This window comes from Chitinophaga sp. (assembly GCF_035538455.1).
GTDB lineage: Bacteria > Bacteroidota > Bacteroidia > Chitinophagales > Chitinophagaceae > Chitinophaga.
Genome location: NZ_DATLKJ010000147.1, coordinates 1 through 15,824, shown reverse-complemented (window position 1 = coordinate 15,824; position 15,824 = coordinate 1). Strand labels below are relative to the sequence as shown.

Here is a 15,824-nt window from a genome sequence, read left to right as displayed (position 1 = left end):
GAAGCCTTTTTATTTACCGGTTTCAAGGAGTACAACCCGGAAAGATTTCTTAATTTCCGGGATCGTAAATTCCCTTCAAAAATTATCCAAATGAAGAAACTATTCATCTTTCTTTCCGCTGCGTTTCTCGGTTATAGCGCTTCCGGACAGACTACACAAAAACAGCCTACCCCTGAATATATCACCTGTGTAACACCTCCGGAGGATCTGATCAGCCTTCCTGGTACTAACTGGATAATTGTGAGTTGCATTGCTACAAAAGAAAAACTCGGCAAGGTGCTGGCAGTGGATATTACAGACAAACAGAAAACTCCTGCGACAATTATCACTGCGGGAGATAAGGGCGTGTCGGAGAAGTTTACACCACATGGTATTAATCTTCAAAAAACAGGCAACGGAAAGTATAAGCTGTATGTTATTAATCACGGTGGGAAAGAGTCTGTTGAGGTATTTGATATTACTGCCGGTAAAGAAAGCATCCAGGCTGTATGGACTGAAAGTATTGCTTCTCCTGCCAATACAGCCGCTAACGCTGTCGCTGTGCGCCCGGATGGAAGTGTGTTTATTTCAAAAATGTATGATCCTACTGATAAATTTGTGGAGAAGGCATACAAAGGAGAACCAACAGGACAGGTATTGAAATGGAGTCGTGATAGAGGGTGGGCGCCTGCGGAGGAGAAAATGTTGTCTTATCCCAATGGATTAGAGATATCTCCTGATGGCCGTTACCTGTTTGTTACGGAATGGGCCAATAAGCGTCTGTGGCGTTTTCCGCTGGACGGCTCCGGAAAAGAATCGTTTGTCACACTGTCCTTTCTCCCTGATAACCTGCGTTGGACTTCAAAAGGAACCTTGCTGCTCGCCGGGCAGCGTGCTACTCCTGAAGAACTGTTCACATGTATAGGCAAGGGAGCTGGTTGTCCTGCGGGCTTTGCTGTGATTGAAGTCAACCCTGCAACGCTTAAATATCGTACGCTGCTGGATGCGGGTGATGAAAACTTCAATGTAGTTTCAGGCGCCATTATGCTACCGGATGGCCTCTGGGTAGGCAGCGCCTTTGCGAACAGGCTGGCTTATTACAGCCAGATAAAATAACCTGTCATGTTCCAAAAAGTACAATCATTGTTCAGTAGTGGACAGATGATTAAAATAAGTAATTTTTAAACATGCTTATTAGTAATGGAATAAATCTTTGACTTGGTTTTTGTTGCGCCTTTGGTATTAAATAATGATCGCCATCATGATGAATTTCAGCGCATTTATCCGAGGTTTCCGGACAAAGAAAATATTTACCGTACTGAATATAGCAGGGCTTTCTGTGGGAGTTGCTGTGAGTCTGCTGGTGTTTGTATTTATACGCAACGAGCTGAGTATTGATGCTTTCCATTCAAAGCGTGACCGTATTTATCGTGTGGTTTCTACGGAGACCTTCAGAGATGGCAGCGTAGACTACGATGGCTGTGCGCCTAAGCCTTTGGCCGACGCACTCAAAAATGAATTTCCGCAAGCAGAGCACGTATCGGCTGTATACCGGTTTGGGCAGCAACAGTTTACTATCCGGGGTGATGGCGGTGCAGAGGCCAGGTATAAGGTAAAAGAGGCATTCTATACAGAGCCTGCACTGTTTCATATTTTTGATTTCCGCTGGATTGCCGGTGATCCTGAAACAGCACTAAAAGAACCATATACGGCTGTTGTCACAAGGGCTACTGCCGCAAGCTGGTTTGGCAGATGGGAAGATGCTGTTGGGAAAACGATCCTGCAAGGTGATCAGCGGCTTGCTTACCGTATTACAGGTGTACTGGAAGACCTGCCTGACAATACAGATATTCCTTTGAAAGTGGTGTTATCATTTGCTACGCTGAAAGCATGGTGGCCGCGTGATTTCACCAATCCTATGAGCTGGGACAGTTTTAACTCTGCTTCTCAATGTTTTTTTACGGTGAAGGAAGGGCAGCATATTTCTTCTATGAATGCGTTGCTTCCCGGCTTTGTGGCAAGGCACTACACGCCGCTGGCGGCTATGTCGGATACCCGCGACTCCAGCTACTTTCAGCCATTGAGAGAGATGCATTTTGATGACAGGTTTTACCGGTACGGTGATCATGGCTGGACGTTTAAGGAATTATGGTCTATCGCTTTGATCGGTATATTTATGCTGCTGGTGGCATGTATCAACTTCATTAATTTATCTACGGCCCAGTCGTTGACCCGGGCAAAGGAAGTAGGTGTCATAAAAGTGCTGGGAGGCAGCAGACTGCAGTTATTTATTCGATTCATGATGGAAACAGCGCTATTGGTTGCTGTGGCGCTGATGCTGGGATATGTATTGGCCGCAGCCGCGTTGCCATGGCTGCAACAACTGCTGGAAAAGCCTGTTAATGCCGGTGTATTCCTGACTCCTGTTTTACCGGTATTTACACTGGGATTGGGAATGACCATGACGTTTCTCGCCGGTGTTTATCCAGCTGTGGTGCTATCTGGTTTTAAGCCTGTGATGGCGCTCAAAAAGAGATTGAATGAAAAAACAGCAGGCGGGTTATCACTCAGGAGAAGCCTTATTGTGTTGCAGTTTATGATAGCGCAGTTGCTGATAATAGCAACGATAGTAGTAACGCAGCAGGTCAGGTACATCCATAGCCGCCCCATGGGATTTGATAAAGATGCCGTAGTGCTGCTTGATCTGCCATATAATAAAGATCCTGTGTCGCGTAATGATTATATTAAGAACAGGATGCAGCAGGTGCCAGGTGTAATATCGGCGAGTCTTTGCAGTGAGGCGCCTTCTTCCATTTCAGTAACGTCCGGTTATTTTACATTCGAGAATCATCCGCAACCTGAAGACTTTGAAATTATCCGCCGCTGCGCTGATGAAGATTTCCTTAAAACATTTCATATAAAGCTGGCAGCTGGCCATTACCCTGTAAATATTGATACAGCCATCAATGAGATCGCTGTAAATGAATGTACGACCAGGAAGCTGGGCTTTAAGCAGCCGGGAGATATTATAGGGAGGAAGATAAGGCTTGGGAACATTCAGGAACCTGCGATCACTATAGTGGGTGTGGTAAAGGATTTTAACACTACTTCCCTGAAATCAGGCATGAGCCCTATGTACCTACTTCCGGATAAGCGGACATATAGCACAATAGCCATAAAAGTAGACCCATATAAATTAAGGGAGACAGTGGCTGGTCTTCGGTCGGTATATAATGAAGTACTGCCTGCTGCGCTGTTTGACCCGGTGTTTTTTGATGATACTATAGCGGCGTTTTACAAAGGAGAGGTGATTACATCCAGACTGATAAAGATATTTGCGATACTGGCTGTTTTCATTTCCTGCCTTGGTATGTATGGATTGATTTCCTTTATGGTGATGCAAAAGACAAAGGAAGTGGGTATTCGTAAAGTATTGGGTGCGTCTGTTCAGCATATTTTATATCTGTTTTCAAAGGAGTTTACAATACTTATTGGTGTTGCCTTCCTTGTGTCGGCTCCTGTAGGATATTATTTCATGCAGCACTGGCTTCGTGAATATCATTATCATATCAGTATAGGGTGGGAAGTGTTTGGGCTGACGGTGTTGTTGTCTGTAATAATAGCCTGGACGAGTATTGGTTATAAAGTGATAAAAGCTGCATTGACCAATCCTGCCAGGAGTATGAGAACTGAATAGGCTTTTATAACAGTTTCCGGGAGCTGTTTATCTGTATTACAGATAAACAGCTCTCTTCTTTTATACCAAATCCTACTGTATAATAAACGCAGTGTTCCTTCCAGAAATATTTATTTTTTCCCGATAGTACCAGGTGTTTCCTCCCCCGACTACTTGCATGTGTTGCCCTGTCCCACGTGTATACTAACTGTAATTTAGAAGAACTGATAGCACCCGACAAACTGATACTGAACTGACACCAATAGAATTAGCTAAGCATCGTTCGATCTGATCTTGAAAACCTTTTTAACCTGAGCACTAGTTATAGTATTTCTTAACCATTATCAACAATTGAACCTTTATGAAGTCCAAATCTACCTCGGGAGGCATAGCACTCCGCTATCTATGCGTCTGTTGTTTGATGCTGTTATTATTTGGTGGAGCCCTGCAGGCGCAGGTGAGTCCACGGGTGCCAGCCACCACCCAGCAACACAACAAACAAGTGATAGGTTACATCACACAATGGGATGCCTGGAAAAATGTAGCCGGTACTGTTCCTGCCGGCGGGTATAATCAACTTAATCTGGATTATTCCCAGTACACCATCCTCAATTTCTCTTTTTTTGGTGTTGCTAAAGATGGCTCTTTACACAGCGGCGATTACCGCAACAAAAACATCTGGCAGGTGGGTGCAGTGCAGGACCCGGCCCCGCTGATTTATGAAGACATTTACAGCAGCTGGGATATGTACCTGCTGTATGGAGAACTGGATATCCTGTACAATATACCGGATAACAGTTATGCCTACTCGCTTGGTTACCGCAACTCTGGCGGCGGATGGACCAATGTGAACACGGGCAAGTCTGGTAGCTTTCCGCTGTCTATACACAAGCAGGGCGGCGCTCCCGGCGTATTGGAGCTGGCACACCAGAAAGGTGTGAAAGTAATGGCATCCATTGGCGGGTGGAGTATGTGCAAGCACTATCCTGAAATGGCCGCAGATCCGGCCAAACGTGCCAAATTTGTTGCAGGCTGTAAGGACCTGATCAACCTGGGTTTTGATGGTATCGACTTCGACTGGGAATACCCTAACGATGCCGGTATGAACATTGAACATTACAGTACAGCAGACTACACTAACTTTGCCATTCTGCTCGAAGAGGTGAAAGCCGCCATCGGTCCGTCAAAACTTATTACCAGTTGCTTCTCCGCTGCTACCCGCAAGCTGCCGGGATTTGACTGGGCAAGGATCGACAAGGTGATAAACTATTATAACATGATGACCTACGACTATAATGGTGGATGGTCTAATAAAGCAGGGCACAACTCTCCGTTGTACGATTATCCGGGACAGGAGTATCCCAACTTCTCCCTTGATGCTACCACCAAGGGAATCCGTGCACTGGGTGTTAACATGAGTAAAGTAACGTTAGGCGCTCCCTTCTATGGCCGTGGCGTGATCACCAATGGTAATGCAGACGTGAATGTGCCCACCGTTAAGCGTCCGGAAACAGTACAGCCTGATGGTCCTATTCAGACCTCTGCTGACTATACCAACTGGACCAAAGATGTATGGGATGGCACACCTAATTTTGCCTATATCACTAATAGCACCGGCGCAGGTTCCGGCTGGACTGAGCACTGGGATGATAATGCAAAAGTGCCTTATAAAACCAAAGGCAGTTTCTTCCTGAGCTATGATAACGAACGCTCTATTGCGGCCAAAGCGCAATACATCAAAGACAACAATCTTGCGGGTGTGATCGTCTGGCAGGTATATGGTGACATGACGAATATGACATCCAGCACCGTACCAAAAGGAAAACTGATCTTTTGCCCCAATACTACCCATCCGCTGGTGAATAAGATCAATGAAGTGTTTGCAAGTGGCGGTGGTACAACCAATATTCCGCCCAAGGTGAGTATCACTGCACCCGCGAATAACTCCAGCTATCCGGAGCCTGCCAGTGTTACCATACAGGCCGCTGCCAGTGATTCAGATGGCGTGGTGAAAAGCGTAGCCTTCTACAACGGAGCTGCTCTTCTCGGAACCGATAGTACTGCTCCTTACAGTTATGCCTGGAACAATTTATCAGCAGGCACCTACGCAGTGAAAGCTATTGCCACTGACGACAAAGGAGCCTCTACTACTTCTACTATCGTGAACTTCACGGTTACCGGTAATAATCCAGGCGGACAGGATACGGGCAAAGTGATAGTAGGATACTGGCAGAACTGGGGTTCGCCCACAGATGCATCTCCGTATATCCCTCTCCGTGACGTCAACCCGAAATACAACGTAATTGAAATTGCCTTTGCCGTAACCGGCACAGACAAGGCTACCGTTAGCTTTGTACCTGAAAACGTAACACCTGCGCAGTTCCTGGCAGATGTTCAGTACCTGCAGGCAAATAGCAAGAAGGTACTGCTATCTATCGGTGGTGAAACAGGTTCACTGGATCTCACTACAGCTGCACAGAAACAATCATTTATTACTTCACTGAAAGCGCTGCTTGACCAGTATGACTTTGATGGATTTGACCTTGACATCGAAGGCGGCTCCAATCTTCAGCTGGATAACAATGACAAGGATTTCACCAACCCAACTACACCGAAGGTGAAAAACCTGATCGCTGCAGTGAAAGAAGTAGTTGCCTACCGCAAAGGGAAGGGCAAGAACTGCTGGCTCACAATGGCGCCTGAAACCTATTATGTACAAACCGCATTTGGTTCCGGTTATGGCCCGCTGGTAGGCGCTTACCTGCCGGTAGTACATGGTCTGCGCAATGAGCTTACTTTCATACAAACACAATACTATAATACCGGTTCTGTGTTAGGACTTGACAACGGCATCTATAGCCAGGGCACATCAGATTTCATTGTTGCCATGTCTGAAATGCTGATGAAAGGATTCACTGTGTCCGGTACCAGCCTTACCTTCCCGCCGCTGCGTCAGGACCAGGTGGCATTTGGTATACCTGCCAGCTCAAGAGCTGCCGGCGGAGGATACATTACTCCTCCCAATGTGAAGAAGGCATTGGATTACCTGATCAAAGGCCAGACTTTCGGCGGCGCTTATCAGCTGCGTAACCCGGCCGGTTATCCTAATTTCCGCGGTATCATGACCTGGTCCGTGAACTGGGATAAAGCCAATAATGATGAATTTGCTACCAATTATTATGACTATTTCTTCGGTGGCAGCAACCCTGGCAACAAGCCTCCTGTGGTAAATATCACTGCTCCTGCTAACAACGCTACCTTCACCGCGCCGGCAACCGTATCTGTACAGGCGACTGCAACTGACAGCGATGGTACTGTGAAACGCGTTCAGTTCTACAACGGTACCACTTTACAGGCTACAGACAGCGTAGCACCTTACAGCTATACCTGGAGCAATGTAGCAGCAGGTACTTACAGCCTTACAGCAAAAGCTACAGATGATAAAGGCGCGACTACCACATCTGCAGCGGTACGCATCACTGTAAACAGTAATTCAGGCAACAAACCGCCGGTAGTAAAAATCACATCTCCCGCCAACAACGCTACCTTTACTGCACCTGCATCTGTGGCTATCCAGGCTACAGCATCTGACAGCGATGGCGTAGTGAAGAATGTGGCATTCTATAACGGCAATACCCTGCTGGGCGTAGATAGCGTTGCGCCTTATGCATATACCTGGAGCAACGTGGCAGCGGGTACTTACAGCCTCACTGCAAAAGCTACAGATGATAAAGGTGCTGTTACTACATCTACAGCAGTAAGCATCAGTGTAACCGGTGGTACCAATACATGTAACGGTATCGCTGAATGGTCTGCATCATCAGTATACACAGGTGGTATGCAGGCCGTATACAACAGCAAGCTCTATAAAGCCAAATGGTGGACTCAGAACGAACGTCCTGACATCAGCACTGGCGACGGAAAACCATGGGAATTTGTGCGCAATTGTACTTCTGCTGCTGCGCGGATAGCAACGGCAACTGAAACTACATCTGCTTCTCAGAAAGAAACGGCCAACGTATACCCGAACCCGGTATCCGGCTCTCTCTTACAGGTGCAGGTGGACGCAACTTCAGGCGACAGACTGGTAATTGAAGTACTAGATCTTAAAGGTAGCGCACCGGTGTTACAGCAAATCTATACAACGGGAGTTAAAGGGACACAGCCTATCAGATTGGATGTTAGCAGGGTTCCTGCAGGTACATGGATCATCCGTATAACAAGTCAGAACACCAGGAAAGTGTATACAGCAAGAATAGTAAGAATATAAATCAGATATTGAAAACCCCTGGTATATATAAGAAGGCCCCCCGGTTAAGCCAGGGGGGCCGTTCTTTTTTTATAAACCCACGTTGATAAACTGATTGGTGTTGGCAAAGGTGGCTTCCTGTATCTGGCAACTTTCTGCTGCGATGAAAGATCCCTGCGGATCGAACCGGGAGACTGGCGCCAGGAAAGCGTAAGCGCCGCTTTGCAAAGTCAGCGGATTACCATTAATGGCTATACTTTTCTGATCTCCAAAACCATGCAGCATCAGCCTGATATAGCGAAATCTGGAAGTATAGTTTCCGTTTACTTTATCCAGCGTAATTTTTTGGGATGACGGATCGTAGGTAATAGTCCTTTCGTAAAAAGCTCCTTTCTCATTGTCGAAGCTTTCTCCATCATCTTCATAATAAACAAAACTGTTTACCCTGTCGCCTTTGTAGATATGCAACAGCAGCGTATCTGAAGGCTTTTCATTGGTGGATTGTATGAGTGACTGCATTGGAATAATACTGCTTTCTCTTATAAACACGGGTAATGTTTTATTATCCAGTCCGGTGATCACTTCCTGTTGCCCGTTGGTGATGGCATCTGTAAAGAAGTTATACCAATGCCCTTCGGGGAAGTATATTTTCCCGAAATCCTTCGTGCTTTCGAAAGGCGCTATCATAAAGGCGCTGCCGAAGCCATACTGGTTCTGGTAGCGGGTATCATACACATTGGGGTCAAAGGTGTTATTGAGTGCAAGCGTGCGCATAACGGGCATGCCTGTACGGGTAGCCTCATACATGGTGCTGTAGAGATACGGCAGCAAGCGGTAACGCAGGTTGATGTAATTACGGGATATTTCCAGTGCTTCTTCACCAAAGGCCCAGGGCTCCGCAGATTTGGTGTTTACGCCGGTATGATTTCTGAAGTAGGGAATGAATGCGCCTATCTGCATCCAGCGTGTATAGAGGGCTACAGAGGGATTGCCGGTGAACCCGCCAATGTCCATGCCGGTGAAGGCCATGCCGCTTACCCCCAGACTGTTCATGAGCCGGATGCCCAGGAGCATGTGATCATCTTCAGCGCGGTTGTCGCCTGTCCACAGGGCGCTGTAGCGCTGACTACCGGCATAGGCTGCACGTGTAAGCAGGAAGGGACGTTTCTTCAACTCTTCCCGTGCGCCTTCATAGCTGGCACGTACCATCTGCAAGCCATAAATGTTATGCGCCTGGAGATGTGTAACAGGATGACCTTCATAATCGAACAGTACATTGTCCGGCATCTTCTGCCCCCAGGTGGCAATTTCATTCATATCATTCCATATGCCGCTCACACCTTCACGGATATACGATTTTATCTGTCCTTTCCACCAGCTCCGTCCTTTGGGGCTGGTAAAGTCCGGGAAATGGCACCAGCCAGGCCATACCTGGCCGGTATAATTCTGCCCGTCGTTGTATTTGATGAAGATATTTTCCTGTTTACCATTTTCATAGGCAGCGTAGCCTGGTTCTACTTTAATACCCGGGTCTACGATCACCGTTACACGGAAGCCCATATCTTTCAGGCGACTGGTAAGCTGAGATGGATTCGGGAAGCGCTCTTTGTTCCAGGTAAAGAGTTTGTAGGCGTCCATGTAATGGATGTCCAGCGTGATACCATCGGCGGGGATCTTCTTTTCACGGAGGGTTTGTGCGATGCGCATTACTTCTGTATCCGGGTAATAGCTGTAGCGGTTCTGCTGATAGCCGAGGCTCCACAGCGGAGGCATGGGCATACGGCCGGTAAGCTGTGTATAAGAAGCAATAATGTCTTTCATCTGCTGGTGGTAGATGAAATAATAATTCATCTCTCCTCCCCTGGCGCCGAAGGAAGAAAACCGATTGTTACTGGCGCCGAAATTGAAATCACTCTGGAAGGTATTATCGAAGAAGATACCGTAATTAAGATGATGATGAATACCGACGTAGAATGGTATGGTAGAATAGATCGGATCACGATTGGTGGCGTATCCGAATACATCGGAGTTCCAGTTTGTATAGCCTTCCCCTTTGCGGTCGAGGTTGCCCGTTTTCTCTCCCAGGCCCATAAACCGTTCGCCTTCCTGCATCTTCTTATAGGTGGCCACTGCCTCTCCGATCCAGGAGGTGGTTAGTCCTGGTTCATCTTCATTGATCATTTCTCCTGCAGGGGTAAAAAAGTGTACCGCAAACGGCGCTTTTGAAATGCTCATCTGCAGGGAATCTGTAACGATCCTTACCTCTTCATTATCCTGTGTTACCTGCACTTTTGCGGTGGCTGGTTTGCTTACCACGGCATAGGAGAAGTCGGTTGCCAGTGGATGTTGGTCCATTCTTACCCTGATAACAGCAGGACTATATACCGTTACTTCTGCAAATGCGTTTTCAGCTTCGAACTTCACCTGCTGACCGGAAATGCTTACTTTATTCACTTTGCCAATTTTCTTCACCTGACTGCGGGCCACCAGTGCGGAGCAGATCGTGAGGAAGCATAGCGGCAGAATTTTTTTGATCATGCGCTGAGATAATTTTTTAGAAAAAATTCCCCCTGCCGTTCTGCTGATGCGGAACGGATAAGCTCTTGAAACAGTTTATGGTGGAGGGTTTGAGGTGTCTGGGGATTTTTATTTCGTTATTTAGATATTTGAAATGCAATGAAGATCAATATTTATAAATGACACAACATCATCTTCGCTGCATTTAAAATATCTAAATAACGAAATAAGAAAATCCCTAAATTTTTAGTAGCCCGGGTTTTGGACCAGGTTTTTATTAACTGCCAGATCACTTGTTGGGATGGGGAACAGCAGATACTTCGGATCGTCTGTAGGTTTCAGCTGCCAAGGCTGCAGGAATTTACCAAAACGAATGAGGTCTTGTCTTCTCCATCCTTCCCAGTACAGTTCACGGCCTCTTTCATCCAGTAAGGAGTTAAGATCAAGTGCTGCAAGAGGAGTTGCACCGCGTTTGAGTCTGATCTGGTTAACCAGCAGCAACGCTGCGGGAGCATTGCCTGTTCTCAACAATGCTTCTGCTTTCATCAGCAGTACGTCTGCATAACGGAAGAAAACGAAATCATTGCTGGCATCATTGCCGTTTTCTGATGTTGATTTGGTGGTCAGAAAATCTGGAGGATATTTTACTACCCTGATGCCGGACATTTCCACCTGGTCGCCGGTTGCCCGTAATTGCACTTCCCTTGTAAATATCAGCGGGCGGCCGCTTCTGTCCAGTATTTTATTGCCGTTCTGATCATATTGCTGCCCAATGAGGAAGCCCACTTTTAGTCCACTCGTGTCTGTTACGCCTGAATAAAACCCGCCTAAACGCTTATCTGTTGGTTCATATTTATCATAGAAATCAGACAGGGTAGTAAAGCCATTCCATCCGCTGGGTCTCTGGCTATAGTGCAGAGTACACATCCAGCGGCAGAATACGTTGTTGGCGGAAGGCAGACGTGAGGTACTGAACCCTGGCCCGTTCTGCTGTGTGAAGATGTTTTCTGTGGACTTCACATCGTTATCCCGGGCGAAGTTGTCGTAATAGTTATCAGCCAGTTTATAACCACTTGCAGTAATCTGATCAGCCAGTTTGATGATCTCCTGCATGTCAGCAGCATCAAATGTAGGCGCCTGCCTGTTGAGGAATGCACCTTTGTTGAGGTACAACTTCATCAGCAGAAAACGAGCTGCATCCTTATTGGCTACGTATGCCTGTGTAGCTGGCATATTGCCAAGATTGGGAGTCACTGCAGTCAACTCAGATTTCATGAACTCAATAGCTTCTGCCGGCTTCATCACTTTGGGAGCATTGAGCAACGTATCTGTTGGGTTTCTGAACGGCACCTGGCCATAGAGATCCAGTACTGAGAAAATAGACAATGCTCTGAGGAAACGCGCTTCTGCTTCCTGACCGGGATTTGGGCGGAAGTTCAGTACGTTGGTAGCGCTGAATTGCAGTAACAATAGGCCTTTGAAGGAGTTGTTGATATGTGCGTGATCCGGCGTCCATTTATGTTCATGGAGTTCGCGCCATACGCCGTTGTCATCCCAGTCTTTACCGCGTGTGGGCCCGAGCGCTTCATCCGTTGACATTTCGCTCATGCCCCAGGTTTGCGAAAAGTCCTGATAGGCATACTGAAGATTATTATAGGCATTCTGCAACAGCTGCGGCGCTTTGATGATAGAATCTGCATCCTTTCTCACGAGGGCGTCTCCCAGCTTTTCATTCAGGCTGCATGCCGTGAAACCTACACAGGCAGCTACAACCAGTGCTGATCGGAATATATTGTAAGTCATGATAGTTCAGTTTTAGGTGAATAAAGATTATAAAGAGAACAACAGGCCGAACATAAATGTCCTGGCAGTTGGGTATGGTGAGTACTCAATACCAAAAGAGGTAACACCATTCACATTTTTATCTGTATTCACTTCAGGATCGAAGCCGGTATATTTGGTGATGACGAAAAGATTCTGTCCGGTTACGTATACAGCGGCATTTTTCAGCACTTTGCCTACATTGCCGATGTTGTAAGTGAGCGTAACGTTATCCAGTTTGAAGAAGCTGCCGTTTTCCAGGTAGCGGGAAGAGGCAGAAGGAGCATTTGTGAGCGCTTCGCCATTGCCCAGTAATGATTTGGCGATATTCACAGATCCCAGGTTACCTATAGGCAGTACGGTGTTGGCGGTGTTGTTGTACACCTGGAAGCCAAAGGCGCCATGACCGCTGGCTGCGAGGCTCCATTTTTTGTATATCAACTCTGTATTGACACCCAGCAATACTTTAGGGTTGGGGTTAGTGAGGTAGTACAGTTTTTCACCATTGTCTGCATATACGCTCTGGCCTTTATCATCAAAGCCGATGAACTTGCGCAGGTAGAAGGTGTTGAGCGGATAACCGTTGGCCAGCCGCTGTGAGGTGGCGCCAGACACGCCCTGACCGTTGATAGCACCTGTGATCACCGGAGGACCGCTATAGCCTTTCAGCTCATTATGCAGGAAGGTTCCGTTAACACCCATATTCCAGGTGAAGTCTTTATTGTTGATGATTACGCCTTTCAATGCTACTTCCACACCATTGTTCACCACTTTACCCGGCAGGTTGATCCAGTAGTTGGAGGCTGGCGCCGGCTGGATGGCCGGGAAGCTGAACAGCAGGTTAGTGGTGTTTTTATAGAAGTAGTCTACTGTACCAGACAGTCTGTTGTTGAGTATAGAGAAGTCGACACCGGCATTGAACTGCTTGGAGGTTTCCCATTTCAGGTCGGGGTTGGCTACGTTGATCAGGCTGGCAGAACCGCCGGAGCCAATGCCATATTGTGCTTGTGATGCCCCGGCGGGAAATTCCTGGTTACCGGTAACGCCATAGCCTACACGTAATGCCAGGTTATCGAAAAAGGTACCACCTTTCATGAACTCTTCCTTCGTGATATTCCAGCTGGCTGCAAATGAGGGGAAGTATCCGTATTTGTTGTTGGAACCGAACTTGCTGGAGCCGTCAGCCCTCATGGTTCCTGTAAAGATGTACCTATCTTTCAGGTTGAGTGTTACCCTGCCAAAGAATGACTGTAGTTCTGATGAGGGGTTACGGAAGGAGCTGAGGTGTGTGTTAGCCTGTGCGGGAGCCTGCAGGATATCCGTATAGTCGATGGCGTAGGTTGGGAAGCCAACAGCGTTTACGTTCACACCGGAGTAGTTGAATTTCTGGTATTCATAACCCACCATTGCATTCAGGTTGAAGGAAGAATTGAGTTGCTTGTTGTAGGTTACAAAACCGTTGAGCAACTGGGTGTTCAGCTCCGCAGTATTGTAAGCAGCGGATCCTTTGCCAATGACGTCATTGAGGTTGATAAATGACGCTACTGAAGTGCGTCGCTGGCCTACCTGGTGGTTGACACTGTATGTCATGCGGTATTCCCAGTTGTCGTTGAACTTGAAGAACGGTGACACGCTGGCGAGTATATAGCTGATATTGGCTTTATCGTTGTATGCCTCAGACATAGCGGCAGGGTTCACTGCCTTACCTGCAGGAAGTATATTCAATGAGCCGTCAGCATTGTAGATGGGCATGGTTGGGTTCCATTGGAGCGCCTGACCTACGAGACTTCCTGTGAAGCCGGCATCGTTGGTGATGGGCGCCAGTTGCTCTGTTGTCTGCGCTGCCATGATGTTATAATCGATGCCTAACTGTTTGCTATCCAGGAATTTATTCTGCCCGTTGAGGGTGGCGGTATATTTCTTCAGTCCGGTCTTCTTTACAATACCCTGCTGATCCTGCATACCGAAAGAGGCACGGTAACGGCTGGTTTCATTGCCGCCACTCATAGCCACCCCTACATTATGGGTAATGCCGGTTCTGAGGATGGAGTTCATGCCGTTGGAGCTGGAGCCGAAGTCGCCGCCCGTGAGGTTGTATTGTTTGAGTGCTGCGCGGTATTCATCTGCATCGAGTACATTGAGTCTTTTCATGATGTTGCTCATGCCAATGGAGTAGTTCACATCCAGGCGTGTTGGGCCGGGAGTGCCTTTCTTTGTTGAGATGATGATAACGCCGTTTGCGCCACGGGAACCATAGATTGCTGTGGCGGAAGCATCTTTGAGGATGTCCATGGAGGCGATATCGCTGGAGTTGATGAAGTTAAGAGGATTGGCATCGGGAGTTTGTCCCAGCCCGCCTACGTTGAGGGACGGACGTGCTACACGGCCATCCAGTGGAACACCATCCACTACATAGAGCGGCTGGTTGCCGGAACGTACGGATGATACGCCCCTGATGCGCACTGTAGTGGCAGCACCGGGAGCGCCGCTGTTGTTTACCACCATGAGACCAGATACCTTACCCTGTATCAGCTGGTCGGGTGCTGTAGTAATACCTTTGTTGAAATCGCCTGCTTTTACCTGGGCGATAGCGCCGGTAATATCTTTTTTGCGGGTGGTACCATAACCTACTACCACTACGTCAGTGAGCGTGGTATTCTCCGCTTCCAGTTTAATGTTGACGGTTGTCTGATTGGCTACATTCACTTCCTGGGTCTTCTGCCCCATGAATGAAATGATCAATGTGTTGGCTGACGTAGGTAGGGATAATTTAAAATTGCCATCTGCATCGGCAGTTGTTCCGCTTTTTGTGCCTTTTATCTGGATAGTGGCCCCGGGGATAGCGGCGCCCTGGCTATCTGTAACTTTACCTGTAATGGTCCGGTTCTGGGCCATTACAAAACCCTGTATCAACAGCAGGGTGCACAGAAAAAGATTTTTAAATAGTCGCAATTTGTTCATAAAGTGGATTTTTGAGCAGTGAAAGGACTGTTCTGTTTTACCGTGGATTTAGATTTAAATAAATAGTTACGTGAACATAAATAGTCAAGTGAACAGGCAGATGCGCTGTATGTGTAGAGGCATGCTCAACATTTTTAACAACGTGGACATAATCACCAGTTCAAACGTGGGTGGCTCAAGGCCGGTTTAATTGTCTGTTAAACAGTTTCTCAGATAGTATTTTGGTTTTAATGCGTACTTTTTGTCAAAGTAAAAAAGCTATGGTCAGGTGAACAATTAATACAATCTAAATATAGAAAATATTTGGGTAATATAAACCAGATTGAACAGTATCTGTCTGAAAATTAATCATTTACAAACAAATATATTTTTTAGATATATTGATGGATTAAGTCGTTTTATAAAGCCTTTATCGACATAATTCTGTCTTCAAACTCCTCATTTGGTACTGTTGATCTTTTCTTGATCTTCGTTTTGTAAGCGTAGATAGTGTTGACAGAATATTCGAGTATGCGGGCGATTTTTTCATTATCGGAGATGCCTATACGAATGAGGGCGAAGATCCGGATATCGGTATTCAACAGTTCATTTTCCTTCAACATCACCTGGTTCTCTTTGTCA

At 46.9% G+C, this 15,824-nt stretch carries 7 protein-coding genes; 3 read left to right on the top strand and 4 right to left on the bottom strand.

All coding sequences use genetic code 11. From position 1 onward, the window contains the following. Window positions 1-90 precede the first annotated feature (90 nt). The 3 genes from VM802_RS17540 to VM802_RS17530 all read left to right on the top strand — a co-directional run bounded on the left by VM802_RS17540 (window position 91) and on the right by VM802_RS17530 (window position 7,925). On the top strand, window positions 91-1,095 hold the full coding sequence (locus VM802_RS17540) for an SMP-30/gluconolactonase/LRE family protein (protein ID WP_325532857.1): 1,005 nt from the start codon (window positions 91-93) through the stop codon (window positions 1,093-1,095). Window positions 1,096-1,240: 145 nt separating this feature from the next. Further along, on the top strand, window positions 1,241-3,676 hold the full coding sequence (locus tag VM802_RS17535; RefSeq protein WP_325532855.1) for an ABC transporter permease: 2,436 nt from the start codon (window positions 1,241-1,243) through the stop codon (window positions 3,674-3,676). Window positions 3,677-4,016: 340 nt separating this feature from the next. Next, complete coding sequence (locus tag VM802_RS17530) at window positions 4,017-7,925, top strand: glycosyl hydrolase family 18 protein (protein WP_325532853.1); 3,909 nt, start codon at window positions 4,017-4,019, stop codon at window positions 7,923-7,925. Window positions 7,926-7,994: 69 nt separating this feature from the next. Here VM802_RS17530 and VM802_RS17525 read toward each other — a convergent pair whose 3' ends face one another. From VM802_RS17525 to VM802_RS17510, 4 genes are all read right to left on the bottom strand, one after another. Further along, a complete protein-coding gene (locus VM802_RS17525) occupies window positions 7,995-10,442 on the bottom strand; it encodes a glycoside hydrolase family 31 protein (protein ID WP_325532851.1) in 2,448 nt (815 codons plus the stop codon). Between the two features lie 225 nt (window positions 10,443-10,667). Beyond that, complete coding sequence (locus VM802_RS32505; RefSeq protein ID WP_524537096.1) at window positions 10,668-11,087, bottom strand: RagB/SusD family nutrient uptake outer membrane protein; 420 nt, start codon at window positions 11,085-11,087, stop codon at window positions 10,668-10,670. 1,164 nt (window positions 11,088-12,251) lie between these two features. Beyond that, entirely contained in the window at window positions 12,252-15,203 is a 2,952-nt protein-coding gene (locus VM802_RS17515; protein ID WP_325532847.1) for a SusC/RagA family TonB-linked outer membrane protein, read from the bottom strand. Window positions 15,204-15,601: 398 nt separating this feature from the next. Further along, the coding region (locus VM802_RS17510; protein ID WP_325532845.1) for a DUF6377 domain-containing protein at window positions 15,602-15,824 on the bottom strand (223 nt) is incomplete at its 5' end.

What these genes read in the sequence shown, in the direction of transcription:
- VM802_RS17540 (WP_325532857.1), top strand. Translation starts at nt 91, where the DNA reads ATGAAGAAACTATTCATCTTTCTTTCCGCTGCGTTTCTCGGTTATAGC.
- VM802_RS17535 (WP_325532855.1), top strand. Translation starts at nt 1,241, where the DNA reads ATGATGAATTTCAGCGCATTTATCCGAGGTTTCCGGACAAAGAAAATA.
- VM802_RS17530 (WP_325532853.1), top strand. Translation starts at nt 4,017, where the DNA reads ATGAAGTCCAAATCTACCTCGGGAGGCATAGCACTCCGCTATCTATGC.
- VM802_RS17525 (WP_325532851.1), bottom strand. Translation starts at nt 10,442, where the DNA reads ATGATCAAAAAAATTCTGCCGCTATGCTTCCTCACGATCTGCTCCGCA.
- VM802_RS32505 (WP_524537096.1), bottom strand. Translation starts at nt 11,087, where the DNA reads ATGTCCGGCATCAGGGTAGTAAAATATCCTCCAGATTTTCTGACCACC.
- VM802_RS17515 (WP_325532847.1), bottom strand. Translation starts at nt 15,203, where the DNA reads ATGAACAAATTGCGACTATTTAAAAATCTTTTTCTGTGCACCCTGCTG.